The sequence below is a fragment of the Streptomyces sp. ISL-98 genome (assembly GCF_018614055.1).
GTDB lineage: Bacteria > Actinomycetota > Actinomycetes > Streptomycetales > Streptomycetaceae > Streptomyces > Streptomyces spiramyceticus.
Genome location: NZ_JAGGPB010000012.1, coordinates 36,688 through 62,983 on the forward strand (window position 1 = coordinate 36,688; position 26,296 = coordinate 62,983).

Annotated in this window: 25 protein-coding genes; 18 read left to right on the top strand and 7 right to left on the bottom strand. The window is 71.4% G+C overall.

Annotated features, from left to right (window positions below):
- Window positions 1-80 precede the first annotated feature (80 nt).
- Window positions 81-959 (top strand): LysR family transcriptional regulator, encoded by an 879-nt coding sequence (locus tag J7I98_RS08875; protein ID WP_251020368.1) that lies wholly within the window; start codon window positions 81-83, stop codon window positions 957-959.
- Between the two features lie 75 nt (window positions 960-1,034).
- Window positions 1,035-1,367 carry a hypothetical protein gene (locus tag J7I98_RS08880; RefSeq protein WP_214920063.1) on the top strand — a complete coding sequence of 111 codons (333 nt, stop codon included), beginning with the start codon at window positions 1,035-1,037 and terminating at the stop codon, window positions 1,365-1,367.
- Window positions 1,368-1,381: 14 nt separating this feature from the next.
- Here the strand turns inward: J7I98_RS08880 and J7I98_RS08885 are convergent, their stop codons facing one another.
- From J7I98_RS08885 to J7I98_RS08895, 3 genes are all read right to left on the bottom strand, one after another.
- Window positions 1,382-2,098, bottom strand: a complete 717-nt coding sequence (locus tag J7I98_RS08885) for a gamma-glutamyl-gamma-aminobutyrate hydrolase family protein (RefSeq protein ID WP_214920064.1) — start codon at window positions 2,096-2,098, stop codon at window positions 1,382-1,384.
- Window positions 2,099-2,131: 33 nt separating this feature from the next.
- Window positions 2,132-3,613 (bottom strand): ethanolamine permease, encoded by a 1,482-nt coding sequence (gene eat, locus J7I98_RS08890; RefSeq protein ID WP_214920065.1) that lies wholly within the window; start codon window positions 3,611-3,613, stop codon window positions 2,132-2,134.
- Between the two features lie 125 nt (window positions 3,614-3,738).
- A complete protein-coding gene (locus tag J7I98_RS08895; protein ID WP_214920136.1) occupies window positions 3,739-4,464 on the bottom strand; it encodes a FadR/GntR family transcriptional regulator in 726 nt (241 codons plus the stop codon).
- A 142-nt stretch (window positions 4,465-4,606) separates the two neighbouring features.
- Here J7I98_RS08895 and J7I98_RS08900 point away from each other — a divergent pair, with 142 nt between their 5' ends.
- From J7I98_RS08900 to J7I98_RS08910, 3 genes are read left to right on the top strand one after another with little or no spacing between them, the layout of a single operon-like run.
- Entirely contained in the window at window positions 4,607-5,971 is a 1,365-nt protein-coding gene (locus tag J7I98_RS08900; protein ID WP_214920066.1) for a glutamine synthetase family protein, read from the top strand.
- Between the two features lie 8 nt (window positions 5,972-5,979).
- Entirely contained in the window at window positions 5,980-7,356 is a 1,377-nt protein-coding gene (locus tag J7I98_RS08905) for an aldehyde dehydrogenase (protein WP_251020353.1), read from the top strand.
- A gap of 4 nt (window positions 7,357-7,360) precedes the next feature.
- On the top strand, window positions 7,361-8,173 hold the full coding sequence (locus tag J7I98_RS08910; RefSeq protein ID WP_214920067.1) for a 3-oxoacyl-ACP reductase: 813 nt from the start codon (window positions 7,361-7,363) through the stop codon (window positions 8,171-8,173).
- A 63-nt stretch (window positions 8,174-8,236) separates the two neighbouring features.
- On the opposite strand, the gene J7I98_RS08915 is transcribed toward J7I98_RS08910, so the two are convergent.
- The gene (locus J7I98_RS08915; RefSeq protein ID WP_214920068.1) at window positions 8,237-9,439 is read right to left on the bottom strand and encodes an amino acid deaminase/aldolase; all 1,203 of its coding nucleotides are present in this window, start codon (window positions 9,437-9,439) and stop codon (window positions 8,237-8,239) included.
- Window positions 9,440-10,334: 895 nt separating this feature from the next.
- Here J7I98_RS08915 and J7I98_RS08920 point away from each other — a divergent pair.
- Both J7I98_RS08920 and mycP read left to right on the top strand, forming a co-directional pair.
- Entirely contained in the window at window positions 10,335-11,216 is an 882-nt protein-coding gene (locus tag J7I98_RS08920; RefSeq protein ID WP_214920138.1) for a hypothetical protein, read from the top strand.
- Complete coding sequence (gene mycP / locus J7I98_RS08925; protein WP_214920069.1) at window positions 11,213-12,418, top strand: type VII secretion-associated serine protease mycosin; 1,206 nt, start codon at window positions 11,213-11,215, stop codon at window positions 12,416-12,418. Before J7I98_RS08920 ends, mycP begins: the two co-directional genes overlap by 4 nt.
- On the opposite strand, the gene J7I98_RS08930 is transcribed toward mycP, so the two are convergent.
- Window positions 12,393-13,346 carry a serine hydrolase gene (locus J7I98_RS08930; RefSeq protein ID WP_214920070.1) on the bottom strand — a complete coding sequence of 318 codons (954 nt, stop codon included), beginning with the start codon at window positions 13,344-13,346 and terminating at the stop codon, window positions 12,393-12,395. The two genes, mycP and J7I98_RS08930, sit on opposite strands and share 26 nt — an antisense overlap.
- A 95-nt stretch (window positions 13,347-13,441) precedes the next feature.
- Between J7I98_RS08930 and J7I98_RS08935 the strand changes: the two genes are divergently transcribed.
- Window positions 13,442-14,191 (top strand): SseB family protein, encoded by a 750-nt coding sequence (locus J7I98_RS08935; RefSeq protein WP_214920071.1) that lies wholly within the window; start codon window positions 13,442-13,444, stop codon window positions 14,189-14,191.
- Here J7I98_RS08935 and J7I98_RS08940 read toward each other — a convergent pair.
- Window positions 14,182-14,544, bottom strand: coding sequence for a DUF1844 domain-containing protein (locus tag J7I98_RS08940; RefSeq protein WP_214920072.1), 363 nt, complete (start codon window positions 14,542-14,544; stop codon window positions 14,182-14,184). The two genes, J7I98_RS08935 and J7I98_RS08940, sit on opposite strands and share 10 nt — an antisense overlap.
- 394 nt (window positions 14,545-14,938) lie before the next feature.
- Here J7I98_RS08940 and infC point away from each other — a divergent pair, with 394 nt between their 5' ends.
- The 10 genes from infC (at window position 14,939) to J7I98_RS08990 (ending at window position 25,928) form a co-directional block, all read left to right on the top strand.
- Window positions 14,939-15,604 (top strand): translation initiation factor IF-3, encoded by a 666-nt coding sequence (gene infC, locus J7I98_RS08945; RefSeq protein WP_214920139.1) that lies wholly within the window; start codon window positions 14,939-14,941, stop codon window positions 15,602-15,604.
- Window positions 15,605-15,726: 122 nt separating this feature from the next.
- Window positions 15,727-15,921, top strand: a complete 195-nt coding sequence (gene rpmI, locus J7I98_RS08950) for a 50S ribosomal protein L35 (RefSeq protein WP_214920073.1) — start codon at window positions 15,727-15,729, stop codon at window positions 15,919-15,921.
- 102 nt (window positions 15,922-16,023) lie between these two features.
- A complete protein-coding gene (gene rplT / locus J7I98_RS08955) occupies window positions 16,024-16,410 on the top strand; it encodes a 50S ribosomal protein L20 (protein ID WP_214920074.1) in 387 nt (128 codons plus the stop codon).
- Window positions 16,411-16,561: 151 nt separating this feature from the next.
- A complete protein-coding gene (locus J7I98_RS08960; protein WP_214920075.1) occupies window positions 16,562-17,416 on the top strand; it encodes an RNA methyltransferase in 855 nt (284 codons plus the stop codon).
- A 131-nt stretch (window positions 17,417-17,547) separates the two neighbouring features.
- Window positions 17,548-18,678, top strand: coding sequence for an ATP-binding protein (locus J7I98_RS08965; RefSeq protein WP_214920076.1), 1,131 nt, complete (start codon window positions 17,548-17,550; stop codon window positions 18,676-18,678).
- Between the two features lie 114 nt (window positions 18,679-18,792).
- On the top strand, window positions 18,793-19,932 hold the full coding sequence (gene pheS / locus J7I98_RS08970) for a phenylalanine--tRNA ligase subunit alpha (protein WP_214920077.1): 1,140 nt from the start codon (window positions 18,793-18,795) through the stop codon (window positions 19,930-19,932).
- Window positions 19,932-22,460, top strand: a complete 2,529-nt coding sequence (pheT, locus tag J7I98_RS08975; RefSeq protein WP_214920078.1) for a phenylalanine--tRNA ligase subunit beta — start codon at window positions 19,932-19,934, stop codon at window positions 22,458-22,460. Before pheS ends, pheT begins: the two co-directional genes overlap by 1 nt.
- Window positions 22,461-22,630: 170 nt before the next feature.
- On the top strand, window positions 22,631-23,719 hold the full coding sequence (locus J7I98_RS08980) for a PP2C family protein-serine/threonine phosphatase (protein ID WP_214920079.1): 1,089 nt from the start codon (window positions 22,631-22,633) through the stop codon (window positions 23,717-23,719).
- A gap of 272 nt (window positions 23,720-23,991) precedes the next feature.
- Window positions 23,992-25,332: a lipopolysaccharide assembly protein LapB gene (locus J7I98_RS08985; protein ID WP_214920080.1), complete on the top strand. Its 1,341-nt coding sequence runs from the start codon at window positions 23,992-23,994 to the stop codon at window positions 25,330-25,332.
- A gap of 65 nt (window positions 25,333-25,397) precedes the next feature.
- On the top strand, window positions 25,398-25,928 hold the full coding sequence (locus tag J7I98_RS08990; RefSeq protein ID WP_214920081.1) for an NUDIX hydrolase: 531 nt from the start codon (window positions 25,398-25,400) through the stop codon (window positions 25,926-25,928).
- A gap of 26 nt (window positions 25,929-25,954) precedes the next feature.
- On the opposite strand, the gene J7I98_RS08995 is transcribed toward J7I98_RS08990, so the two are convergent.
- Window positions 25,955-26,212, bottom strand: a complete 258-nt coding sequence (locus J7I98_RS08995) for a hypothetical protein (protein ID WP_214920082.1) — start codon at window positions 26,210-26,212, stop codon at window positions 25,955-25,957.
- Between the last annotated feature and the right edge of the window lie 84 nt (window positions 26,213-26,296).

Genomic DNA, 26,296 nt, shown 5'->3' on the forward strand with positions numbered 1-26,296 from the left:
CCGGCCCCGGTTCCGGCTTCGGCCACCCCGTCCATGGCGACCGGGGGCCGCTGGCGCAGCGCGTGCCGGATCTCGGGGCCATGGAGTTGCTGCTCGCCGTTGCCCGGCTCGGCAGTCTCGGGCGGGCCGCGCGCGAGCTCGGGATCACGCAGCCCGCCGCCAGCAGCCGGATCCGCACCATGGAGCGGCAGCTCGGGGTCGCCCTCGTCGACCGCTCGCCCCGCGGCTCCCAGCTCACCGAAGCGGGTGCGCTCGTCACCGACTGGGCGCGGCGCGTGGTGGAGGCGGCCGAGGCGTTCGATGCCGGGGCGCAGGCGCTGCGCGGGCGGCGGGACTCCCGGCTGCGGGTCGCCGCCAGCATGACGATCGCCGAGTACCTCCTGCCCGGGTGGCTCATCGCCCTGCGCGGTCAGCGCCCCGGCACAGCGGTGTCGCTGCTCGCCGGCAACTCCGCAGTGGTCGCGCAGCGGCTGCTGGCGGGCGAGGCCGACCTGGGCTTCGTCGAGGGTCTCGCCGTACCGGAGGGGCTCGACGGCGTCGTCATCGGCCACGACCGCCTCGTCGTGGTCGCGGCCCCGACCCACCCCTGGGCACGCCGCCGCAAGCCGGTCGGCGCCGGGGAACTGGCCGGAGCCCCGCTCATCCTGCGCGAACAGGGCTCCGGCACCCGCCAGGTCCTGGACGCCGCGCTCGTCGGGTACGGCGGCCTCGCCGACCCGCTGCTCGAACTCGCCTCCACGACCGCGGTGAAGGCGGCGGCGGTCAGCGGCGCAGGCCCCAGCGTGCTCAGCGAGCTCGCGGTGGGGGAGGAACTGGGCTCGCGCCGCCTCGTCGAGATCCCCGTCGAAGGCGTCCGGCTGCGCCGCGACCTGCGCGCCGTATGGCCGACGGGGCCGCGCCCCACGGGACCGGCCCGCGACCTGCTGTCGCTCACGCGCCCGGCGCCGGAGAGAGCCTGACCACTTGTCACGGCCCGTTGTCGCGTCTGTTCCTCGCGGCCGTTTGTCATGGCCGCGAGCGGATACCCGGGGGCCATGACTGAACAGAGCAAGAACACCAAGCCCAAGACCAACGCCACAGCCGCCCGCACCTCCGCCACCGAAGCCACCGGCCGTGCCGCGAACGCGGCCGGCTCGGCAAAGGGCGCCGGAATCAAGGGAGTCGAGGCGGGACGCCAGGCGTTGGAGGCCGCTTCCGGGAAGGTCGCTGCGACCGCGTCCACCGCCTGGGTGCTGCTCAACTCGCGCAAAGCCGCCATAGCGGGCGCGGGCGCGGTGGCGCTTGGCGCCGCCTCCTTCGTGGCCGGCCGCAGGGTCGAACAGCGCAGCAGGGGGCCGCTCGTCCGCCTGCTGGCCGGCCGTAACTGAGTCCGCGGGGCAGCTCAGGTCTGGAGCTGTGGCTCACGGGGCGCAGGCAGCCTTACGGCGGCCGCCGCCACCAGTGCCTCCATCACCCGCAGGTCCTCGCCCATCTCCGGATGCCACTGGACGCCCAGCACCCAGTGTGCGCCGGGCAGTTCGACGGCCTCGGGCGTCCCGTCCGCCGCGTACGCCGACACCACCAGGCCCTCGCCCAGCCGGTCGGCCGCCTGGTGGTGATACGTCGGTACGCCGTCCTCCTCCGGCACGATCGACGCGTAGCGCGTGCCCGGCACCGGCTTCACCGTGTGTTCGCCGAGTACGCCGACCCCGCCGGTGTGGCCGTCCAGGTGCTGGACGAGCGTGCCGCCGAGTGCGACGTTCAGCAGCTGCATGCCGCGGCAGATGCCGAGCAGCGGCGTACCGGAAGCCAACGCCGCCTCGATCAGGGCCAGTTCCCACGCGTCCCGTTCCCGGGCGGGCGGCCCGGTGCGCGGGTGGCGCTCGGCTCCGTACCGTACGGGTTCGACATCGGCCCCGCCCGCGACGACCAGCCCGTCGACGCGGGCCACCACATCGGCGGCGGACGAGGGCGAGTCCGGCGGCAGCATCGCCGCCAGCCCGCCCGCCGCCCGTACGAGACGCGGATAGCCGGCCGGGAGCAGCGCGGCGGGCATCTCCCAGACCCCCCACTTGGCGCTGTCCAGGTACGTACTGATGCCGATGAGCGGCTTGGACACAGATCCTCCGGTCAGGTCAGGGTCGGGTTTTAGTCAGCTGCGTTCGAGTTCGGCCTCGGCCTCGGCCAGCGCGGCGAATTCCTCTTCGGGAGCCGAGGCCACGAGCCGGTGCCGACTGTAGAGGGCGAAGTAGGCGAGAGCGACGACGTAGACGCCGAGCGCTGTGAACGCCGCGTCCTTGTCCACCAGGAACGTCGCCACCAGCGCGGACAGCGCCAGTACGAAGGCCACGGACGAGGTGAGGACGCCGCCCGGCGTCCGGTAGGGGCGATGCAGCCCGGGCTCGCGGCGCCGCAGCACGATGTGGGAGAGCGCCATCAGGGCGTACGAGATGGTGGCGCCGAAGACCGCGATGTTCAGCATCCGGGCGCCGTTGCCGGTCCCCGCCGCCAGCGCGAAGCCGATCGCACCGGGGATCAGCAGCCCGAGATACGGGGCCTTGCGGCGACTGGTCAGCGACAGGAAGCGGGGCAGATACCCGGCGCGGGAGAGCGCGAACAGCTGCCGGGAGCCGGCATAGATGAGCGAGAAGAAGGAGGCGACGAGGCCCGCCAGGCCCGCGTAGTTGACGAACCGGCTGAGCGGCGTCGGATCGCCGTCCCCCTGGAGCGCCACGACCAGCGGATTGCCCACGTCCTGGACGGCGGCCGAGCCGCGTGCGCCGGTGGCGGCGAAGAAGGTGATCAGGGCGAGCAGTGCGAGGACGGCCATCGAGATGGACAGGGCGCGCGGCATCGAGCGCACCGGGTCCTTGGCCTCCTCGGCGGCCAGTGGCACCCCTTCGACGCCGAGGAAGAACCACATGCCGAACGGGAACGCCGCCCAGATGCCCAGCAGGCCGAACGGCAGCCAGGAGTTGGCGCCGAAGGCGTCCTTGTCGACGGGGATGTCGTTGAGGCCGTCCGCGCTGAACTCGGTGAACGCGCCGACCGCGAAGATCAGCAGCGCGGCCACCGCGATGGCGGTCACGACGAGGCTGAAGCGCAGCGCCTCGCCGACGCCCCACAGATGGATGCCGATGAAGACGGCGAAGCAGGCGAGGATGACCGGCCAGCCGGCGGTGAGCCCGAAGAGGCCGAGTGATTCGACGTACTCGCCGATGAAGATGGAGATGGCGGCGGGCGCCAGGATGTACTCGATGAGGATGGCGGTGCCGGTGAGGAAGCCGCCCCAGGTGCCGAGCGCGCGCCGGGCGAAGCCGTAGCCGCCGCCCGCCGTGGGCAGGATGGCGGACAGCTCGGCGAGTGCGAAGACCAGGCAGGCGTACATCACGCCCATGAGCAGGGTGGCGATGGCGAGGCCGCCGAAGCCGCCCTCGGCGAGGCCGATGTTCCAGCCCGAGAAGTCTCCGGAGACGACGTACGCGACGCCGAGTCCGGTGAGCAGCAGCCAGCCGGCGCTGCCGCGGCGCAGGGTGCGCCGCTGGAGATAGGCGGCGTCGGCGTCGGGGGAGGCTGCGGTGTCGGTGGACCCCGGTGCGGGTGGTGGGGTGATCGCGTCGGTGCTGTCGGCCATGAGCCGCTCCTGCCTCGGTTTAATGCCTCGGGTTAATGGTGGGTGGCCATACCTTTGTGGTCGGGTCGGTCCCAGCGCAAGACCCGTGCGTTAAGCCGTTGTAACGGTTCTCCTCTTCCGGTCCGTCACGTGAGGAAGCCCCGCAGCAGGGCTGCCGTGCCCGAGCAGTGCTCCCGCATCACCTCGCGCGCACCGTCCGCGTCGCCGTCGAGCACCGCCTCGACCAGTGCGATGTGCTGCTGCTGGGAGTGCTCCAGGTTGCGTACGAGCAGGGGGATGCAGTCCAGGAGACCGTTCACCGTCGCCCGTACGGCGGCGTACTGCGCGGTCAGTGTGGGCGATCCGGACAGCTCGGCGAGCGTGAGATGCAGCAGTGTGTCGAGCCTGCGGTAGTCGTCCAGTGGCGCGTCGTGCGTCGCCGCGAGGGCCGCCCGCAGCCGCTGTGCGCCGTCGTCGGTCAGCCCGTGCGCCGCGCACAGTCCGGCCGCGCCGACCTCGAGAACCTCGCGGAAGCGCAGCGTGTCCTCGACGTCGACGGACTCGACGCGCCGGCGCAGCTCGCCCTCCCCGGAGGCGTCGGGGCGCGGCAGCACGAACGTACCGCCGTACCTGCCGCGCCTGCTGTCGACGAGGCCCTGGTCCTGGAGGACCTTCAGGACTTCGCGCAGCGTGACCCGGCTGATCCGCAGCCGGTCGGCCAGCTCCCGCTCGGCGGGCAGCCGTTCGCCGACGGGCACCAGGCCGAGACGCAGGATCTGGAGGATCTGTTCCAGTGCCTCCTCGAATCCGTTCCCGGCACGCACCGGCCGCAGTACGGGCGCCAGGTTGTCCGCGGGGTTCATCGGGTTCATCGGGTTCGTCAGGGGCGCCGGGTCCGCCCGGTCCGCCGAGTCCGCAGCATCGATTTCACTCGCCACTTGCCGTTTCCCCTTCCCAAGCAATGGTCTTCAGCAATACCTTATGGCTTCCGGCTGACCCAAGGAGGAAATTTCCGTGGCAGACCGCACACCCCCTCTCGCGCTCCAGGAGCTCCGTGCCCTGGTTGCGAGCGGCGACATAGACACAGTCGTCCTGGCCTTCCCCGACATGCAGGGTCGCCTCCAGGGCAAGCGGTTCGCCGCCCAGTTCTTCCTCGACGACGTCCTGGACCACGGCACCGAAGGCTGCAACTACCTGCTCGCCGTCGACACCGAGATGAACACCGTCGACGGATACGAGATGTCCTCCTGGGACCGCGGCTACGGCGACTTCGCCATGCACGCCGACCTCTCCACGCTGCGCCGCGTCCCCTGGAACGACGGCACGGCCATGCTCATCGCCGACCTCGCCTGGAACGACGGCTCGCCCGTCGTCGCCGCGCCCCGGCAGATCCTGCGCCGCCAGCTGGAGCGCCTCGCCGAACACGGCTACACCGCCCATGTCGGCACAGAGCTCGAATTCATCGTCTTCAAGGACACCTACGAGCAGGCCTGGGACCGCGGCTACAAGGACCTCGTACCCGCGAACCAGTACAACATCGACTACTCGGTCCTCGGCACCGGCCGCATCGAGCCCCTCCTGCGCCGCATCCGCAACGACATGACGGCGGCCGGCCTGACCGTCGAGTCGGCCAAGGGCGAGTGCAATCCCGGCCAGCACGAGATCGTCTTCAAGTACGACGAGGCCCTGGTCACCTGCGACCAGCACGCCATCTACAAGACCGGGGCCAAGGAGATCGCCTCCCAGGAGGGCGTCTCGCTCACCTTCATGGCGAAGTACAACGAGCGCGAAGGCAACTCCTGCCACATCCACCTGTCCCTCCAGGACGCGGACGGGAACAACGCCATGGCGGGCGAAGCCCCCGACAGCATGTCCCCCGTGATGCGGCACTTCCTCGCCGGTCAGCTGGCCGCGCTGCGCGACTTCTCCCTGCTGTACGCGCCGAACATCAACTCGTACAAGCGCTTCCGGCCGGGCTCCTTCGCCCCGACCGCCGTCGCCTGGGGCATCGACAACCGCACCTGCTCCCTGCGCGTCGTCGGCCACGGCCGCTCCATGCGCTTCGAGAACCGGCTGCCGGGCGGCGACGTCAATCCGCACCTCGCCGTCGCGGGCCTGGTCGCCGCTGGTCTGTACGGCATCGAGCACAAGCTCGAACTCCCCGAGGTCTGTACGGGCAACGCCTACACCGGCGACTACGAGCACGTTCCCACCACCCTCCGCGAAGCCGCCGAGCTCTGGGAGAACAGCCCCATCGCCAAGGCGGCCTTCGGCGACGAAGTCGTCGCGCACTACCGCAACATGGCGCGGGTCGAGCTGGACGCCTTCGACTCCGCGGTGACCGACTGGGAGCTCCGCCGCTCCTTCGAACGCATGTGAGGCCGACCTTGTCCCGTGAGCAGCCCATTGAGCATCAGGTCCTCAACCCGGCTACGGAAGAGGTCATCGCCACCGTCGCGGCCTCGACCGTCGCCGACGTCGACGCGGCGGTCGTACGAGCGGCCAGAGCGCAGCGGGAGTGGGCGGCAGCAGCCCCCGCCGACCGTGCCCGCCTGCTGCGCCGCTTCGCCGCAGTTGTCGACGAGCACGCCGAAGAACTGGCCCGGCTGGAGGTCCGCGAGGCCGGCCACACCCTCGGAAACGCCCGCTGGGAGGCGGGCAACGTCAGCGATCTGCTCGACTTCGCCGCCGGGGGAGTGGAGCGCCTCAGCGGCCGCCAGATCCCCGTCGCGGGCGGCCTCGATGTCACCGTCCTCGAACCCCTCGGCGTCATCGGCGTGATCGCGCCGTGGAACTTCCCGATGCCGATCGCCGCCTGGGGCACGGCTCCCGCGCTCGCCGCGGGCAACGCCGTCGTCCTCAAGCCCGCCGAGACCACACCGCTGACCGCCCTGCGCCTCGCGGAACTCGCTCTCGAAGCCGGTCTTCCCGAAGGCCTCTTCCAGGTACTGCCGGGCGCGGGCGACGTCGCGGGAAACGCACTCGTCGAGCACCCCGGCGTAGCGAAGATCGTCTTCACCGGCTCCACGCGCGTCGGCAAGCAGATCATGGCCAGGTGCGCCGACCGCGTGAAGCGTGTGACCCTCGAACTCGGCGGCAAGAGCCCCAACATCGTCTTCGCCGACGCCGACATCGAGGCCGCCGTCACCGCCACCCCCATGTCCTTCCTGGACAACTCGGGCCAGGACTGCTGCGCCCGTACGCGCATCCTCGTCCAGCGCACCGTGTACGACCGCTTCGTGGAGCTCCTCGCCCCCGCGATCGAGGCCGTGGTCGTCGGCGACCCGCTGGACGGCAAGACGCAGATGGGTCCGCTGATCTCCAAGTCCCAGCTGGAGCGCGTACGTTCGTACGTCCCCGAGGGCGTGACGGCCATCCGGGGCAGCGCTCCCGAGGGTCCCGGCTTCTGGTTCCCGCCGACCGTACTCGTCGGCGTCGATCCGGGCTCGGCCGTCGCGACGGAGGAGGTCTTCGGCCCCGTCGCCGTCGTCATCCCCTTCGACGACGAGGCGGACGCGATCCGTCTCGCCAACGCCACCGAGTACGGGCTCGCGGGCTCCATCTGGACCCGTGACCTGGGCCGCGCCCTGCGCGTGTCCCAGGCGGTACGGGCAGGCAACCTGTCCGTCAACTCCCACAGCAGCGTGCGCTATTCGACCCCGTTCGGCGGCTACAAGCAGTCCGGCCTGGGGCGCGAACTGGGCCCCGACGCCCTCACCGCTTTCACCGAAACCAAGAACATCTTCATCAGCACGGAGGCCTGAGACCATGACCGAGACTGACCGGACCGAGACTGCCCGGACCGACGCCGTCGTCTGCCGCCGCCTGGTCGGCCGAACCGCCGTCATCACCGGCGCCGGCAGCGGCATCGGCCTCGCCACCGCCCGCCGTCTCGCCTCCGAGGGCGCGAACGTCGTCTGCGGCGACATCGACGAGACCGCGGGCAAGGCCGCGGCCGAGGAAGTCGGAGGCACGTTCGTACGGGTCGACGTCACCGACGCCGAGCAGGTCGACGCGCTCTTCAAGACGGCGTACGACACCTATGGATCTGTCGACATTGCCTTCAACAACGCGGGCATCTCGCCGCCCGACGACGACTCGATCCTGACCACGGGCCTCGATGCGTGGAAGCGCGTCCAGGACGTGAACCTCACCTCCGTCTACCTCTGCTGCAAGGCCGCCATCCCCTACATGCAGCGCCAGGGCCGCGGCTCCATCATCAACACCGCGTCCTTCGTGGCGATCATGGGTGCGGCCACCTCCCAGATCTCGTACACCGCGTCCAAGGGCGGCGTCCTCGCGATGTCCCGCGAGCTGGGTGTGCAGTTCGCCCGCGAAGGCATCCGCGTCAACGCGCTCTGCCCGGGGCCGGTCAACACGCCGCTGCTGCAGGAGCTGTTCGCGAGCGACCCGGAGCGGGCCGCGCGGCGCCTCGTACACATCCCGGGCGGCCGTTTCGCGGAGGCGGAGGAGATCGCAGCCGCGGTGGCGTTCCTGGCCAGCGACGACTCGTCGTTCATCAACGCGACCGATTTCCTGGTCGACGGGGGGATCGCCGGGGCGTACGTCACCCCTCTCTAAAAGTGTCCGCCCCGAGGTCCCGTCCCCAGAACACCGGGGGGCGGGACCCGGGGCGCACGCCGTCTAGAGGAACGTACGGCCCTCGCCCCGGTACGTCGGGACGGTGGCCGTCACCCGGTCGCCCTCCACCAGCTGCAGCTCGTCGAACCGCTCGCACATCTCGCCCGCCTTCGCGTGCCGGAACCACACCTTGTCGCCGATCAGCAGATCGTCGGCGGGGGACCCGAGCAGCGGCGTCTGCACCTCACCGGCCCCCTCCTGGGGGTCGTACCGCAGTCCCTCCGGGAGATAGGGGACGGGCACCCGGTCGGGACCGGCGGCGCCGGAAGCCGGGTATCCACCACCGAGCACCGTCACCACACCCACGCCCGGCCTGCGGACGACGGGCTGCGCGAAGAGTGCGGCCGGGCGGCCCGTGAACGACGAATAGTTGTCGAAAAGCCGGGGGAGGTAGAGCCCGGACCCGGCGGCGATCTCGGTCACCGCGTGCTCGGCGGCCGTGTGCTGGACGCTGCCGGTGCCGCCGCCGTTGACGAATTCGAGGTCCGGCGCCACGCTCCGCACCGCCCGCACGACCGCCGCACGCCGGGCGGCCAGCTCCTTGCGGGCGGCGTTCTGCATCAGCCGGATGGCGCGGGAGCGCACGGGCCGCCCCGCGACGGCGTCACCGACCCCGGCGACGTGACCTTCGTACGCCATGATGCCGACCAGCCGGAACCCGGGCCGACGGGCCACCGAGCGGGCGAGCTCGGCGAGTTGGGCGGGCTCGCGCAGCGGGGAACGGCGCGCGCCGATCCGTATGCGGCCGCCGAGCAGCTGCAACGACGTGTCCAGCTCCAGGCAGACCCGGATCTCCTCCCGGCCGCCGTCGCGGGCACGGTCGATCAGCTCCAGCTGCGCCAGGTCGTCGACCATCACGGTCACGGCGGCCGCGAGCTTCGGGTCCCCGGCCAGCTCCGCGAATCCGCCACGGTCCGCCGACGGATACGCGAGCAGCACATCCTCGAATCCCGACCGTGCGAGCCACAGGGACTCTGCCAGCGTGAACGACATGACGCCCGCGAATCCGTCCCGCGCCAGCACCCGCTCCAGCAGCGCCCGGCAACGTACGGACTTGCTCGCCACCCGGACCGGCTTGCCCGCTGCCCGGCGGACCAGATCGGCGGCGTTGTCGTCGAAGGCCTCCAGATCGACGACGGCGACGGGAGCGTCGAGATGGGCAGTGGCCCGGTCGTACCTGGCCCGGTCGTCAGCGCGCGGTGTCATGGCCAGAGCTTGCCAGAGCGGTTTACGGCTGGGTAGGGGGATCATCCGGTCAGATCCCCACGAGCCTGCGGGCTGGTTCCCGCGGGGCTCGCGACAGCCCGTAGAGTACGAACGGACCTGCCCCGGAGGGCTGTCGGGCACCCCGGAGAACAGGTCCAGAGCGAGCGGAATCACGAGTAGTGGGGGGCGGATGAGCACCGAAGCGCACGGTGCCCTGCCGCACCCGCAGACACCCCCGGTCCCCCAGGCGTGGCGAGCAGCCCCCACGCCCCCCCGCCCGAAAACACCACCCCCAGCCGCACCCCCCACCCAGGCAACGCCCCCGGGACCACCCCCCGCTCAGCCCGCTGCCCCGCAGCAGCGCCCGGCCGAGCAGACGGCTCCGGCATCGGTATCGCAGCCGCGCCACACCGGCCCGGCGGCCCCCGTCTCCGCACCGCAGCAACCGGGCGGTCCGGTGGCGCCCGTGTCCGCATCACAGCACCACCCCACCGGCCCAGCGGCCGCAGTGTCGGCATCGCCGCAGCCGCAGCCCCAGCCGTCCGCCCGCCCGGCGGCTTCGGTGTCCGCATCGCAGCAGCGGTCCGGCGGCTCCGTGGCCCCAGTGCCGGGTTCCGCCGCGCAGCCGTTCGCGGCGGCGGTGCCCGATCCGCGAGACGGCGGTTCCCCGGCCCGGCCTTCGGCCACCCGTTCCGCGGCGCAGCGGTCCTCCGCCCAGGGCGGGGCGGGCGTGCCGGCCGTTGAGACCACCGCGCGGCTGCGCCCCATCCCCGCGCGTCGCCCGACCACCCCCGGTCCCGGCCCCCTCCCCGCCGAGGTTCCGCCGACTCCGGCAGGCCCTCCCGCAGGCCCCCCGGCGAGCTCCGCGCGGCGTCGGCCCGTCGGCGCCGTCGACATGACACCCCGGTCCGGCGCACCCCGGCCCCCCGCCGCCTTCGCCGCGCAGCGGCAGCCGCACTGGCCCGCGCCCGAGAGGCCCGTCGAGACCACCACCCGGCTGCGCCCCGTCCGCACCCGCCGCCCCGCCCGCGTCGTGGGCGCCGCCGCCTGTCTCGTACTCGGGATCGGGCTCATCGGCGGCGCCGTCACCGGGAGCTGGCTGACCGGGGCCCCCGACGCGGAGGCCACCGCCCCCAGCGGATACGCCGAGGCACGCGGCCTCTGGCACAACACCTCCGTCGACACGCTCTTCCCGCGCACGCTGACCGGCGACGGAGCGGGACCGGGAGGCGCCGACCGGGTATGGACGCGTGTCGCCGTCGCCCCCGACAGCGGCTGCACCAAAGCCCTCGATCCGCTGCTGCTCAAGGCCCTCGAACCGGTCGGCTGCGTGCGCCTCCTCCGCGCCACCTACACCGACGCGACCAGCAGCAGCGTCACCACCGTCGGGATGGTGTTCACCGAGGCCGACGCCCCGGCCATGGAGGCCCTGCGCACCCGCTTCACCCGCGAGGGCCTCGCCGAGCGCGCGGACCTGATCCCCCGCACCTACCCCGCCAAAGGCTCCGTGGCAGCGGGCTTCGGCGACCGGCAGCGCGCGAGCTGGACGGTGAGCGTGCTCACCGACGTCCCCGTCGTCGTGTACGCCGTCTCCGGCTTCGCCGACGGCCGCACCGTCCCCGACCCGCAACCCGCGGGCGAGGCCACCGCCGAGGGCGCGACGACCGCCCCCGCCCAGTCCGGCCTCGGCCACGAGGCGAAGGGTGTCGCCGACCGCGTCGAGCGCGCCCTGCGCAAGACGGCCGCAGGCCCCGCGGCCACGGAGAAGCCCCGATGACCCCCCGCCCGACCGGCACCCCCGGCCGCACCCCCACCCGAGCCGTCGCCACCCTCGCGGCCACCGCTCTCCTCCTCCTGCCCGCCGCCACCGCCCGCGCCGACGCCATTCGGCCACAGCAGTGGGGGCTCGACGCGATGCATACCGAGCAGGTGTGGCGTACGACCAAGGGCGAGGGCATCACCGTCGCCGTCCTCGACACCGGCGTGGACGGGTCACACCCCGACCTCGAAGGACAAGTGCTCCCCGGCAAGGACCTCATCGGCTTCGGCGCCAAGAAGGGCGACCGCGCCTGGGCCCGCCACGGCACCGCGATGGCCGGCATCATCGCCGGTCACGGGCACGGCCCCGGCCGCGCCGACGGCGTACTCGGCATCGCGCCCGAGGCGAAGATCCTCCCCGTACGCGTCATCCTCGAAGGCGGCGACGCGGCCCGCAAGAAGGCCCGCACCACCCGGGGCAACGCCCTCGCCGACGGCATCCGCTGGGCCGCCGACAACGGTGCGGACGTCATCAACCTCTCCCTCGGCGACGACAGCAAGTCCGCGCACCCCGAGCCTGCCGAGGACGCCGCCGTCCAGTACGCCCTCGCCAAGGGCGCCGTCGTCGTCGCATCGGCCGGCAACGGCGGCGAAAAGGGCGACCACATCTCGTACCCCGCCGCCTACCCCGGCGTGATCGCGGTGACGGCCGTCGACGAGTTCGGCACGCACGCCGCCTTCTCCACCCGCCGCTGGTACGCCACCGTCTCCGCCCCCGGCGTGGACGTGATCATCGCCGACCCCGACCGCCGTTACTACGAGGGCTGGGGCACCAGCGCCGCCTCCGCCTTCGTCTCCGGCGCGGCCGCCCTCGTACGCTCCGCGCACCCCGGCCTGACCCCCGCCCAGGTCAAGAAGCTCCTCATGGACACCGCCCGCAACGCCCCCGACGGCGGCCGCGACGACTCGCGCGGCTACGGCTTCGTGGACCCGGCGGCCGCGGTCAAGGCGGGCGGCAAGCTGCGCCCGGCGGGCCTGCGCCCGAGCTCGGCGGCGTACGGCAAGAAGTACTTCGGCACGGGACCGGGCCCGAAGCGCGCGGACAGCGAACCGGCCGGCTGGCTCGCCCCGGTCGCCGGAGGCCTCGGCGCCATCCTGCTGGCCGGCGCCGTGGCCCTCTGGAGAGGCGCCCGGGTCAGCGCGCCCCGCCGACAGCCTTGACGGCCGTACGCGCCACGTCCTCGACGAGCGCGATGCCCGCCTCCTTGGTGGTGTGCCCGTCCGACAGGACGGCGACCAGCCAGACCCGTCCCTCCACCGTCACCCGCCCGATGCTGTTGATGTCCCACAGACCGGTGGCACTGCGCGGCAGCCACCCGTTCTTGAGCGCCCAGCCGCCCCCGGCCGCCGAAACACCCCAATCCTGACCAGCGGCTATCCGCTTCATCAGGCCCTGGACGTACGTACGCGAGCCCTCGCCCAGTTCGGACTCTTCGCCGAACACAGCCTTCAGCAGGGCGAGTTGATCCTTCGCCGTGGTCTGCGTCAGCCCCCACCGCTCGCCGTGGCCGCCCTGGGTTGAGGTGAGCCCCAGCCGTGCGTTCGCGGCATCGAGACCCCCGCTCCCGCCGATCGCGTTCCACAGGGCGGTCGCCGACGTGTTGTCGCTGTTCACGATCATGTTCCTGGCGTGCGTCTGCTCCTGCGCGGTCAGCACCCGCCCCGCGTCCTGCGCTCGCAGCAGCAGCGCCGCCAGGATGTCGACCTTGACGATGCTCGCGGTGTCGTACGCGTCTTTGCCGTAGGCCGCCGCGTCGCCGCTCTCCAGATCGAGTACGCCGACGGACACCGATGCGTCCGTGGCCGCCGCGACCGGACCGACAGCCTTGGCCAGCACCGCATCGAGATCCACCGCGGGCTCCTCAACCGGCTCCTCGTCCGGCTCCTCCACGGGCGCCACCTGGGGCTCTTCTTCGGGCTCCACAGTCATCCGCTCTGTCTGGGGCACGTGGTCCGACTCCGACTCTGATGCAGACGCCGCCGCCGACACCGGATCCGGCGGCTTCCGGTCCACGAGATTCGTGTTCGCGGCGACCGTACAAGCCACCAGAATCGTGGCCGTCAGCAAGGAGGCTCTCTGTCGAGGCATGCGCCGGACGCTAGGAACGCAAACTTGGCGTCGGCTGTGCCGAAGGTTAAACCCCGGTGAGAAAACCCTCACCGCCCGGCGGCTAGGCTCGGCGCGTGGCGCTAAAGAACATCCCGGATCCCGGTTTCTCCGACGACGACGGCACCGCCGACCCGCAGCTGACCGCGGCTCTCGCCGCCTGGTCCACGGACCGGTCGGCCGAACCGCAGGTCCTCCAGGCGCTCAAGGGCGCCCGGCTGCTGGTCCCCGTCGTCGCCGTACTCGGCGAGGTCGAGACCGACGAGAACGGCCTGCGCCGCGAGAAGACCAGCGACATGGCCGTGCCGACCCTCCGGGCGGGCGACCGCCGCGCCCTGCCCGCTTTCACCTCGATCGCCTCGCTGGCGCTCTGGAATCCCGAGGCCCGTCCGGTCGCCGTACCCCTGCACCAGGCGCTCCAGGCCGTGGCGCACGAGAAGGCGGACACGCTCGTCCTCGACCTGGCCGGCCCCGTCCCGTTCCAGCTCACGGGGTCCGCACTGCTCGCCGTAGCCGAGGGCCGTACCAGTGCGTCGCCGATCGACGACCCGGCCGTCACCGAGGCGGTACGAGCCGCTGTCGCCGCGGAGCCCACGGTGCTCCGCGCCCACCTCGGCCCCGGTCAGGCCGACGGCACCCTCGCGCTGGTCCTCGCTCCCGGAGCGGAGCCCGCCGATGCGGCCCGCCGCATCGCAGGGGCCCTCGCCGCCGACGAAACACTCAGGGCCCGCCTGGTGCGCGGTCTCGACCTGGCACTGCTGCCGACCGATGCCACGCCTCCGGGCGAGCCCTTGTTCGTACGGGGAAAGTCGCCGGATCAGCCGTAAACGGGCCCGGTGTACTTCTCGCCGGGACCCTGGCCCACCTCGTCCGGCACGGTCGAGGCCTCACGGAAGGCCAGCTGCAGTGACTTCAGGCCGTCGCGCAGCGGCGCCGCGTGGAAGGAGCTGACCTCCGTCGCGCTGGCGTCCAGCAGACCGGCCAGCGCGTGCACCAGCTTCCGTGCCTCGTCGAGGTCCTTGTGCTCGTCGCCGTCCTCTGTCAGCCCGAGCTTCACGGCGGCCGCACTCATCAGGTTGACCGCGACCGTGACGATCACCTCGACTGCGGGGACTTCCGCGATGTCACGCGTCATGGCGTCGAAGTCGGGGGATTCATTGGGGGAGGTCGCGTCACTCATGACGCACACGATATGCCCAGGCCCGCAGCACCCGGCCCACGGGTTCGCCCACCGCCCCGCCCGCGCGTTCGCCGCTCCCCGGCAGAGCTGATAGCCTTGTGTAACGACCGGCCGGACACGTGTGTGCCCGGCCCACAAGTGGAGGCTCCGATCTCCCACCTGGCTGTCCTCGCGGACGGCGGGTCACCGGTCAGACGGTCCCCATCGTTCCGTACGGACGATGGAGCCGTCCGATGCGCCCCGCGGTTGATACGTGGTGGTGCTCCGGTATTTCCAGGAGCCCCGCCTGTGTCCCGTCCGGGGCATTTTTCATGGCTCCCCACGGTTGGTCCCAGGAAACAGACGTTACGCGGCTGTCTGCCAGACAGTCGTGTGGTGCTACTGAGGAGGATCCATCAGCGCCGAGCCCCGCATCAACGACCGGATTCGCGTTCCCGAGGTGCGACTTGTCGGACCCAGCGGCGAGCAGGTCGGCATTGTGCCGCTTGCCAAAGCCCTGGAGCTTGCACAGGAGTACGACCTCGACCTGGTCGAGGTCGCGGCGACAGCCCGTCCGCCCGTGTGCAAGCTCATGGACTACGGGAAGTTCAAGTACGAGTCGGCCATGAAGGCCCGTGAAGCGCGCAAGAACCAGGCGCACACGGTCATCAAGGAGATGAAGCTCCGGCCGAAGATCGACCCGCACGACTATGACACCAAGAAGGGTCACGTCGTTCGGTTCCTCAAGCAGGGCGACAAGGTCAAGATCACGATCATGTTCCGTGGTCGTGAGCAGTCCCGCCCCGAGCTTGGCTTCCGACTGCTGCAGCGTCTGGCGTCGGACGTCGAGGACCTTGGCTTTATCGAGTCGAATCCCAAGCAGGACGGCCGGAACATGATCATGGTTCTCGGCCCGCACAAGAAGAAGACCGAGGCCATGGCCGAGGCTCGCGAGGCCCAGGCGGCCCGCAAGGCCGAGCGCCAGGGCTACGCGACCGACGACACCGTGTCGACGGACGAGGTCACCGAGGTTGCCGAGGCTCCGGCCGAGGCACAGTCCGAGACCCCTTCCGAAGCGTGATGCACGGGGCTGCCACCCAGGCGGCCCCGGGTCCCGCCCGGAAACCCACACCAAAGATCTGGCGCTCCCGCAGTCCGGTGCCCGCACCGGGGGAGCGTCACTGACGAGGAGAGAACGGCGCGATGCCGAAGAACAAGTCGCACAGCGGTGCCAGCAAGCGTTTCAAGCTCACGGGCTCCGGCAAGGTCATGCGCGAGCGCGCCGGTAAGCGCCACCTGCTCGAGCACAAGTCGTCGAAGAAGACCCGCTCCCTGACGGGTGCGGTCGTCGTGTCCCCGGCCGACGCCCCGAAGATCAAGAAGCTTCTCGGCAAGTGATGTCGCGGCTCCGGGTGACCGGGGCGCGACGTCGAAGACCGAGACCAATTCACTTCCGGGTCGTGTGAGTACCACCACGGCCCCGCTACAAGGAGTTAACAAGTGGCACGCGTCAAGCGGGCAGTCAACGCCCACAAGAAGCGCCGGGCAATTCTCGAGGCGGCCAAGGGCTACCGCGGTCAGCGCTCGCGTCTGTACCGCAAGGCCAAGGAGCAGGTCACCCACTCCCTGGTCTACAACTACAACGACCGCAAGAAGCGCAAGGGCGACTTCCGTCAGCTGTGGATCCAGCGCATCAACGCCGCTGCCCGCGAGAACGGCATGACGTACAACCGCCTCATCCAGGGTCTGAAGGCCGCCAACATCGAGGTGGACCGCAAGATCCTCGCCGAGCTGGCCGTCAACGACCGCAACGCGTTCGCCGCGCTCGTCGAGGTTGCTCAGAAGGCGCTCCCGAGCGACGTCAACGCTCCGAAGACCGCTGCCTGATCTCAGGCAACCCCGTCTTCCCGACCGGACCCGCAGGCCTTCGCCGCCTGCGGGTCCGGTGCGTTGTGCACCACCATGTGTTCCATCACGTGCTGCACGACCAAGTGCTCGACCCCTTTCGCCGTACGCAGAGAAGTGAGCCGCCGACACCATGGGCACCCCCGAGCTGATCTCCCCGCGATCCCCGCGCGTCACCGCCGCCAAGCGGCTGGCCAAGCGCAGTTTCCGCGGCAAGGAGCGCCGGTTCATCGCCGAGGGGCCGCAGGCCGTCCGTGAGGCGGTCGAGCACCGCAGCGACGGCGAACCGACCCTGATCGAGCTGTTCGCCACCGTCGACGCCGCCGAGCGGTACGCGGACATCGTCGACGCCGCCCACGCCGCCGGCGCCCGCGTCCACCTCGCGCCCGACGAGGTGCTCGCCGAGGTCTCCCAGACCGTCACCCCGCAGGGCATCGTCGGCGTCTGCCGCTTCCTGGACTCGCCGTTCGAAGAGATCCTCGCCGCGAAGCCCAGGCTCGTCGCCGTCCTCGCGCACGTCCGCGACCCCGGGAACGCCGGCACGGTGCTGCGCTGCGCCGACGCCGCCGGAGCCGACGCGGTCGTCCTCACCGACGCCTCCGTCGACCTGTACAACCCCAAGTCCGTCCGGGCGTCCGTCGGCTCGCTCTTCCACCTGCCGGTCGCCGTCGGCGTCCCCGTCGAGCAGGCCGTCAGCGGGCTGAAGGGCGTAGGCGTACGCATCCTCGCGGCCGACGGCGCGGGCGACGACGACCTCGACGACGAGCTTGACGCGGGCACCATGGGCGGCCCCTCGGCCTGGGTCTTCGGCAACGAGGCCTGGGGCCTGCCGGAGGAGACCCGCGCGCTCGCGGACGCCGTGGTGCGCGTTCCGATCCACGGCAAGGCGGAAAGCCTCAACCTCGCCACCGCCGCCGCAGTGTGCCTCTACGCGTCCGCGCGTGCGCAGCGCGCTTCCGGAGGGTGCCGCAGCGTCACCTCCAGCTAGTAGTGTGGCGGGCTCGGGGCCCTCCCCAGGCTCTCGGCTTCTCCCCCAGGTTCTCGGCTCCGCCCGAGCAGGGGGGAACCCCATGAGCAGGGAGGTACCCCACCGCTAGTCCGAGAGGTGGGATACGGGGAATGTCTGTCGGAACGAGCGGTCCGTCACAGGTGAGCGGTTCTACGGAGAGCCGGTCCGCAGGATCCGACTGCTGCGGGATCGATCCCGACGATCTCCCCGACGGCCTCGCCGTCGCCGACGAGAACGGCCGCGTCATCTGCTTCAACGCCGCCGCCGCCCGGATCACCGCCATCGCCAAGGACGCCGCACTCGGCAGGCCCCTGGAGCTCGCGCTGCCGCTCGAAGACCTCGAAGGCCGCCGCTGGTGGACGCTGACCGATCCGTACGGCGGACTCGCCATCCGCGTCGGCCAGCCCGAACGCAATCTGCTGCTGCCCGGCGGCCGCGAGGTGCTCGTCTCCGCACGGTACGTACGCCGCGAGCCGACCGGGCCTGTGCGCCGGGTCGTCGTCACCATCCGCGGCACCGAGGCCAGGCGCCGCACGGAGCGCAGCCACGCCGAGCTGATCGCCACCGTCGCCCACGAGCTGCGCTCCCCGCTGACCTCCGTCAAGGGGTTCACGGCGACGCTGCTCGCCAAATGGGAGCGGTTCACCGACGACCAGAAGCGGCTGATGCTGGAGACCGTCGACGCCGACGCCAACCGCGTCACCCGGCTCATCGCCGAGCTCCTCGACATCTCCCGCATCGACTCGGGGCGCCTCGAAGTGCGCCGCCAGCCCGTGGACATACCGGCGGCCGTCGGACGGCACATCCACGCACACACCTCCAACGGACAGGCCCCGGACCGCTTCCTGGTCCGTATCCAGCAGCCGCTGCCCGATCTCTGGGCAGACCCGGACAAGATCGACCAGGTGCTGGGCAACCTGCTGGAAAATGCGGTGCGGCACGGCGAGGGAACCGTCACCATCGAGGTGGCATCCGCCCAGACCAAGAACGCCGAGAATCCAGCGAAGGGAACGGCCGTCACCGTGACCGACGAAGGCCCCGGTATCCCCGAGGACTCGATGGGCCGCGTCTTCACCCGCTTCTGGCGGGGCAGCAAGCGCGGCGGAACCGGCCTGGGGCTGTACATCGTCAAGGGCATCGTCGAGGCGCACGGCGGATCGATCACCGTCGGCCGCGGACCCGGCGGCGGCGCGGAGTTCCGATTTATTCTGCCCGTCGGCGCCCCGGCCTACCTGGCCTGAGCAGCCCACGGGCTTCTTCACCCCTCGCGGCCTTTAGACTCGACCTTTGGCACCTTTGCGTCCTCAGTGGTCGAGCGGGGCCGCGCCACCAGCCAATCGGAAGTACGGGAAGAGATGTCCGCACCCAATAAGTCGTACGACCCTGTCGAGGTCGAGGCGCTGAAACCGGAAGAGATCGAGCGCATGCGGGACGAGGCACTCGCCGCCTTCGCCGCCGCAGGCGACCTCGACGCGCTCGCCCACGCGAAGACCGCGCACACCGGAGGCACCTCGCCGCTGGCCCTCGCGAACCGGGAGATCGGCGCGCTGCCCCCGCAGGCCAAGGCCTCGGCCGGCAAGCTTGTGGGCATGGCGCGCGGCGCCGTGAACAAGGCCCTCGCCGCCCGCCAGACGGTGCTCGAGGCCGAGCGCGACGAGCGGGTCCTGGTCGAGGAAGCGGTGGATGTCACGCTGCCCTACGACCGCACCCCGGCCGGCGCCCGCCATCCGCTGACCAGCTTCATGGAGCGCGTCTCGGACGTCTTCGTCGCCATGGGCTACGAGGTCGCGGAGGGCCCCGAGGTCGAGGCGGAGTGGTTCAACTTCGACGCCCTGAACTTCGTGCCCGACCACCCCGCGCGCCAGATGCAGGACACCTTCTTCGTCCAGGGCACCACCGCCGACGGCAAGCCCACCACGGGCGACGAGTCCGGCGTCGTACTGCGCACGCACACCTCGCCGGTCCAGGCCCGCGCCCTGCTCGACCGGGAACCGCCCGTGTACGTCGTCTGCCCCGGGCGGGTCTACCGCACCGACGAGCTGGACGCCACGCACACCCCGGTCTTCCACCAGATCGAGCTGCTCGCCGTCGATGAGGGCCTCACCATGGCCGACCTGAAGGGCACCCTCGACCACATGGTCGAGGCACTCTTCGGCGAGGGCATGAAGACCCGGCTGCGCCCGAACTACTTCCCGTTCACCGAGCCGTCCGCCGAGATGGACATGGTCTGCTACGTCTGCCGCGGCGAGTCCGTCGGCAACCCGGACCGTCCCTGCCGCACCTGCGGCAGCGAGGGCTGGATCGAGCTGGGCGGCTGCGGCATGGTCAACCCGAAGGTGCTCACCGCCTGCGGCGTCGACCCCGAGAAGTACAGCGGATTCGCCTTCGGGTTCGGCATCGAGCGGATGCTGATGTTCCGCCACAACGTTGAAGACATGCGAGACATGGTCGAGGGTGACGTCCGGTTCACTCGGCCCTTCGGGATGGAGATCTGATGCGGGTCCCGCTTTCCTGGCTGCGGGAGTACGTCGATCTCCCCGCCACCGAGACCGGCCGTGACGTACAGGCCAAGCTCGTTTCCGCGGGCCTGGAGGTCGAGACGGTCGAGCAGCTCGGCGCCGGCCTCAAGGGCCCGCTGGTCGTCGGCAAGGTCCTCACCATCGAGGAGCTGACGGAGTTCAAGAAGCCCATCCGCTTCTGCACCGTCGACGTCGGCACCGCCAACGGCACCGGTGAGCCGCAGGAGATCGTCTGCGGCGCCAGCAACTTCGCCGTCGGCGACAAGGTCGTCGTGGTCCTCCCGGGCGCCGTCCTGCCCGGCGACTTCGCGATCGCCGCGCGCAAGACGTACGGCAAGACCTCGCACGGCATGATCTGCTCCGGCGACGAGCTGGGCATGGGCGACGACGGCACGCACGGCATCATCGTGCTGCCGCCCGAGTACGAGGTCGGCACCGACGCCATCGAGCTCCTCGAGCTGGTCGACGAGGTCCTCGACATCGCCGTCACGCCCGACCGCGGCTACGCCCTGTCGATCCGCGGCGTCGCCCGCGAGGCCGCCACCGCGTACGGCCTGCCGCTGCGCGACCCGGCGCTGCTCGACGTCCCCGGCCCGAACTCGTACGGCTACCCGGTGAACATCGACGACCCGCAGGGCTGCGACCGCTTCACCGCCCGTACGGTCGTCGGGCTCGACCCCGAGGCCCACTCCCCGATCTGGCTGCGGCGTCGGCTGCAGAAAGCCGGGATGCGCCCGATCTCCCTCGCGGTCGACGTCACCAACTACGTGATGCTGGAGCTCGGCCAGCCCCTGCACGCGTACGACCGCTCCCGCATCGAAGGTGCGATCGGTGTCCGCCGGGCCGAGCCGGGCGAGCACTTCGTCACCCTAGACGGTGCCCACCGCGCCCTCGACTCCGAGGACCTCGTCATCACCGACGACCGCGGGCCCATCGGCCTCGCGGGCGTCATGGGCGGTGCCAACACCGAGATCGCCGACTCGGAGACGGACCCCGAGACCGGCGCCGTCAAGGGCACCACCGAGATCGTCATCGAGGCGGCGCACTTCGACGCGCTGTCCATCGCCCGTACGGCGCGTCGCCACAAGCTGTCCTCCGAGGCGTCCAAGCGCTTCGAGCGCGGCACCGACCCGCAGGCCGCGTCCGCGGCCGCCCAGCGGACCGTCGACCTGCTGGTGCTGCTCGCCGGCGGCACGGCCGAGGCCGGCGTCACCGAGGTCGTCGCACCCTCGGCGCCTCGCACGATCTCCATGTCCGCGGACCACCCGGACCGCGTGGCAGGCGTCGACTACGGCCGCGAGACCGTCGTACGCCGCCTCCAGGAGGTCGGCTGCGACGTGTACGGGCAGGACGAGCTCATCGTCACCGTGCCGTCCTGGCGCCCCGACCTGGCCTTCCCGAACGACCTGGCCGAAGAGGTCATCCGGCTCGAAGGCTACGAGAACCTGCCGTCCACCCTGCCGACGCCGCCCTCGGGCCGCGGGCTCACCGACCGGCAGCGGCTGCACCGCCGCATCGGCCGTGCGCTGGCCGGTGCCGGGTACGTCGAGGCGCTGAACTACCCGTTCATCGGCGAGACCGTGCTCGACCAGTTCGGTCTGGACGCCGACGACGCCCGCCGTCGTACGGTCAAGCTGGTCAACCCGATCTCCGACGAGGAGCCGGCGCTGCGCACCACGCTGCTGCCCGGCCTCCTCGGCGCGCTGCGCCGCAACGACGGCCGCGGCTCGCACGACCTGGCGCTCTTCGAGACCGGCCTCGTCTTCCGGCCGACCGGCGAGGAGCACAAGGCCGCGCGGCTGCCCGTCGACCGCCGCCCGACCGACGAGGAGATCGCCGGTCTCAACTCCACGCTGCCGCGTCAGCCGCGCCGCGCCGCCGTCGTTCTCGCGGGCGCCCGCGAGCAGGCCGGCTGGTGGGGCAAGGGCCGCCCGGCCGACTGGGCGGACGCCGTCGAGGCCGCTCGTACGCTCGCCCGCGAGGCCGGTGTCGAGCTGACCGTTCGCAACGACCAGCACGCCCCGTGGCACCCGGGCCGCTGCGCCGCGCTGTTCGTCACGGTCAACGGCGAGGAGACCCTCGTCGGGCACGCCGGTGAGCTGCACCCGCGCGTCATCAAGGAGCTCCACCTGCCCGAGCGCACCTGCGCCATGGAGGTCGAGATCGACGTACTGGAGCAGGCCGGCGACGGCGTGCTGCGGGCGCCGCGGATCTCCACCTTCCCGGTGGCTACCCAGGACGTCGCGCTCGTCGTCTCCGCCGATGTTCCTTCCGCGGACGTCGAGTCCGCGCTGCGCGAAGGCGCCGGTGAACTCCTCGAATCGCTACGGCTGTTCGACGTATTCACCGGCGAGCAGCTCGGCGAGGGCAAGAAGTCCCTCGCGTACGCGCTGCGCTTCCGGGCACCCGACCGCACGCTGACCGTCGACGAGGCCTCGGCCGCCCGCGACGCCGCCGTCGCGCTCGCCGCCGAGCGTACGGGAGCGGTGCTGCGCGGGGCGTAACGCCTGGTGAAGCAGTACTGAGGGGCGCGTCCGGAGTTACGGACGCGCCCCTCACTCATTCGGGTGAGAATTGCGGGCGATGTACGCAAACGGGTACGGACGGTCGACACAATCATTCCGGCCGCGAGGGCCAGTGTTGTACAGGGGCCAGGGCCTAGGGGGCCGTCGCGATGATCCGTACCAGGACGACCCGGCGGGGTGGATGCTCGGGTGTTCCGTACGCCCGGCGTGCCCTCGTTTTCGGCCTCCCCACCGTCTGGCTCGTCGCCGCCACCGTCTGGGAGCTGGCCTGCCCGTTCTCCTCCCACGACGGGATGGCACCCCGCTTCGTGACCTGCGCGGCCTTCCTCGCGCTGGTCGCGTATCTGCTCACCGGCGTCCGGCTCGGCCCGGTGCGGGAGTTGCGCCGGATCCGCGAGGTCGCGCGCGCCGCCCAGCAGGTGCTGCTGCGCCCGCTGCCGCCCCGGCTCGACGGGCTCGCCCTGGCCGCGGGGCAGCTGTCCGCCAGCCGTGGTGCGATGGTCGGCGGTGATCTGTACGAGGCCGTGGCCACCCTGCACGGAGTACGCGTCGTCATCGGCGACGTACGGGGCCACGGGCTGGCCGCCATCGGGGCGGTGGCCGCGATCCTCGGCAGCTTCCGGGACGCCGCACACGACGAGGACACCCTGGAGAACGTCATGCGGCGGCTGGAACGGGCGCTGCAACGGCATCTGCGGGACAGGTCGAGGTCCGAGCACCCGGCGGTGAACGGCACGGACCCGGACAATCCGCTGGCCGAAGAATTCGTCACCGTACTCCTGCTGGAGATCCACGAGGACGGAGAGGTACTCGCGCTCAACTGCGGCCACCCGTGGCCCTACCGGCTGCGCAGGACCGCCGAACCGCTCGCGGGCGGTGACCCGCTGCCGCCGCTGGGGCCCTTTCCGCTCCCCGCCGACCTGTCCGCACACCGGTGTACGCGCCTGCTTCCCGACGAGGCGCTGGTGCTGCACACCGACGGCGCCGAGGACGCCAGGGACGCGAACGGGCACTTCTTCAGCCTGCAGCGGGCGCTGACGGAGGCCGCCGCGCTCGGCTCGCCGGTCTCACCGGCCGTCGTGGTGCAGCGCGTTCACACGGCGCTGCTGCGGCACACGGGCGGGCGGCTCGCCGACGATGTCGCCCTGCTCGTGCTGCGCAACGACCGCAGGCGGGTCCCGGCGCAGCCCGGTGACCCGGCGCTGCGCCGCTCCCGCGTGGAACCCTCCAATCGGTGACCGGTGTCGTCGTTCCGGCCGCGACTCCGTCCGTCCTGCTGCGGAGTGTCGGGCAGACCAACAGGACGGACGGTGCGGGATCGGGCCGCCGCACTGTACGAGGGGGAGCCGGCGGCCCGGCCGCCTCCCGTGAGAGGCGCTTCAGTTAAGCGCGCGCATCGTGTGGCGCGGGAGAGCACGCGGGGTACGAATGCGGGCACTTGGTTCACACCCCGTGTGAAAGCAGCTCCACTACCCTGACGTACGGCGCCCACCGAGCCACCGGAGAGGCCATGCAGCCGAACACTCTGCTCGACGCCCTGCTCGACGAGGCGGGGATCTCCAACGCCGGTCTCGCCGCCCATGTGAACCAGGCGGGCTGCGCGAGAGGACTCGCGCTGCGGTACGAACACACCGCCGTGGCAAGATGGTTGAAGGGCCAGCGCCCGCGCGGCCAGGTGCCCGACCTGATCTGCGAGGTCCTCGCCGCCCGACTGCACCGCCCCATAACGCTGGACGACATCGGCTTCGGGGCGCCAGGCGAAACGGTCATGCAGCACGGATCGCCGCTGACCGGATTCGTGGAGCGGGCCACCGCCCTGTGGCGTTCCGACGAACAGCAGCGCCCGCACGTCCTGGGCGCACCCGCCGTTACCGGCACGCCTGCCGTGATGCCCGTATGGGAGTGGGAGAACCCGCCCGAGGACTCGGACGTCTCGCGCAAGGGCCAGATGCGGGTCAGCGTCGCCGACATACAGATGCTCCGCGCCGCCAGGGCGCACTACGAGCTGATGTACCGCAAGGCGGGCGGCGTCGCGACCAGGTCGCGGATCGTGTGCTTCCTCAACACCGAGACCGCCCCACTGCTGCGCGGCAGTTACTCCAACGCCATGGGACGCCATCTGCACCGCGCCACGGGCGGCCTGGTGGCGGTGGCCGGCATCTGTGCGTACGACTCGGACGCCCAGGGGCTTGCCCAGCGCTACTTCCACCAGGCCCTGCGGCTCGCGAAGGCCAGCGGGGACAGGGGACTTGGCGCGTACATCATCGCGCTGCTCGTCAACCAGTCGCTGTTCATGGCCGAATACCGGCAGGCGGTGGCTTTCGCGGAGGCGGCCCTGCGGACCGCGGGCAGCCAGATCACCCCGGCGCTGGCCGCCGATCTGCATGCGATGCAGGCCAAGGCGTACGCCCATCTCGGCGACGGCAAGGGGGCGTTGTCGTGCATCCGGCGTGCGGAGGCGGAAGCCGAGTGCATCAGGCCGGGGAGCGAGCCGGACGAGACCGGGTACGTACAGCCGGGCCTGGTGAACGTACAGGTGGCCGAGGCACTGCTCAGCCTGGGTGACCTGCCGGCCGCGCGGGAGCACGCGGACGCGGCGGTGGGCAGTCCGGCGCACGACCGGGGGCGCGTCCACCGGCTCGCCATGCTCACCCACATCGAGCTGCGCCAGGGCAAGGCCGACCGGGCCGTGGAGATCGCCACGGAGATGGCCGAGCGGGCCCGCGGAATGGAGTCGCAGCGGTTGCGCGACCGCTTGCGGGCGGTGCGCGAGCACCTGGTGGGGAGCGGATGCGCCGGTGCCGAAGAGGCGGCCGAACTGATCGACGGGGCACTGCGCGTTCCCCTGTGACCGTTCCGCTGTGACCGTGCTCCTGCTGCGATGTTGCCATCGACTTGTCGGAAGGTGGCAGAACAGTGCAGTGGACGAACTTAAGCGAACAAAGTGTGTACAAGAACCGCTGGTTCCAGGTCAACCTCGCGGATGTCGAGCTCCCCGACGGCCGGCACCTCGACCACTTCGTCATCCGGCTGCGCCCCGTGGCCGTGGCGACGGTGGTCAACGAAGCGAGCGAGGTGCTGCTGCTGTGGCGGCACCGCTTCATCACCGACAGCTGGGGCTGGGAACTCGCGGCGGGTGTCGTCGAGGACGGTGAGGACATACGGGACGCGGCGGCGCGGGAGATGGAGGAGGAGACCGGCTGGCGGCCCGGTCCCCTCCGCCATCTGCTCACCGTCGAGCCGTCGAACGGCCTCACCGACGCCCGGCACCACCTCTACTGGGCCGAGGACGCGACGTACACCGGCCATCCCGAGGACGACTTCGAGTCCTCACGGCGCGAGTGGGTCCCGCTCAAGCTGGTCCCCGACATGGTGGCCCGCGGGGAAGTCCCTGCCGCCAATATGGCGGCCGGACTGCTGATGCTGCACCACCTGCGCCTCGGATAGAGGGCAGCCCGCTAGGGGGTGTCCCCCTAGTGGCCGAGTGCCTGCCAGACAGTCACCGTCAGAGCTCCGACCGCGGTCAGCGCCGCCACGGTGGGCAGCGGCCAGCGGGTGTGCTCCAGCGCCGTCACGCGTGCGGCCAGGCCGGTCAGGTCGTTGTCGGCCTGACCGCTCCGCTGGGCCAGCAGCGCCAGCTGGCCGTCGATCTTCACCAGACCGACGTCCAGGTGGCGCCGTAACTCGGCGACTTCTTCTACGACCACGGTCTGATCGGGGTCGATACTCACGGTCCGCTCCTTTTCAACAAGGTCGTCCAGCGTCCTTGTGCATGTGACGCAGAGTCAACTAGCCCTGTGCCCATGGCGGGAGCG

What these genes read in the sequence shown, in the direction of transcription:
- J7I98_RS08875 (WP_251020368.1), top strand. Translation starts at nt 81, where the DNA reads ATGGAGTTGCTGCTCGCCGTTGCCCGGCTCGGCAGTCTCGGGCGGGCC.
- J7I98_RS08880 (WP_214920063.1), top strand. Translation starts at nt 1,035, where the DNA reads ATGACTGAACAGAGCAAGAACACCAAGCCCAAGACCAACGCCACAGCC.
- eat (WP_214920065.1), bottom strand. Translation starts at nt 3,613, where the DNA reads ATGGCCGACAGCACCGACGCGATCACCCCACCACCCGCACCGGGGTCC.
- J7I98_RS08895 (WP_214920136.1), bottom strand. Translation starts at nt 4,464, where the DNA reads ATGAACCCGATGAACCCCGCGGACAACCTGGCGCCCGTACTGCGGCCG.
- J7I98_RS08910 (WP_214920067.1), top strand. Translation starts at nt 7,361, where the DNA reads ATGACCGAGACTGACCGGACCGAGACTGCCCGGACCGACGCCGTCGTC.
- J7I98_RS08915 (WP_214920068.1), bottom strand. Translation starts at nt 9,439, where the DNA reads ATGACACCGCGCGCTGACGACCGGGCCAGGTACGACCGGGCCACTGCC.
- J7I98_RS08920 (WP_214920138.1), top strand. Translation starts at nt 10,335, where the DNA reads ATGACACCCCGGTCCGGCGCACCCCGGCCCCCCGCCGCCTTCGCCGCG.
- mycP (WP_214920069.1), top strand. Translation starts at nt 11,213, where the DNA reads ATGACCCCCCGCCCGACCGGCACCCCCGGCCGCACCCCCACCCGAGCC.
- J7I98_RS08930 (WP_214920070.1), bottom strand. Translation starts at nt 13,346, where the DNA reads ATGCCTCGACAGAGAGCCTCCTTGCTGACGGCCACGATTCTGGTGGCT.
- J7I98_RS08940 (WP_214920072.1), bottom strand. Translation starts at nt 14,544, where the DNA reads ATGAGTGACGCGACCTCCCCCAATGAATCCCCCGACTTCGACGCCATG.
- rpmI (WP_214920073.1), top strand. Translation starts at nt 15,727, where the DNA reads ATGCCGAAGAACAAGTCGCACAGCGGTGCCAGCAAGCGTTTCAAGCTC.
- J7I98_RS08960 (WP_214920075.1), top strand. Translation starts at nt 16,562, where the DNA reads ATGGGCACCCCCGAGCTGATCTCCCCGCGATCCCCGCGCGTCACCGCC.
- J7I98_RS08965 (WP_214920076.1), top strand. Translation starts at nt 17,548, where the DNA reads ATGTCTGTCGGAACGAGCGGTCCGTCACAGGTGAGCGGTTCTACGGAG.
- pheS (WP_214920077.1), top strand. Translation starts at nt 18,793, where the DNA reads ATGTCCGCACCCAATAAGTCGTACGACCCTGTCGAGGTCGAGGCGCTG.
- pheT (WP_214920078.1), top strand. Translation starts at nt 19,932, where the DNA reads ATGCGGGTCCCGCTTTCCTGGCTGCGGGAGTACGTCGATCTCCCCGCC.
- J7I98_RS08980 (WP_214920079.1), top strand. Translation starts at nt 22,631, where the DNA reads ATGATCCGTACCAGGACGACCCGGCGGGGTGGATGCTCGGGTGTTCCG.
- J7I98_RS08985 (WP_214920080.1), top strand. Translation starts at nt 23,992, where the DNA reads ATGCAGCCGAACACTCTGCTCGACGCCCTGCTCGACGAGGCGGGGATC.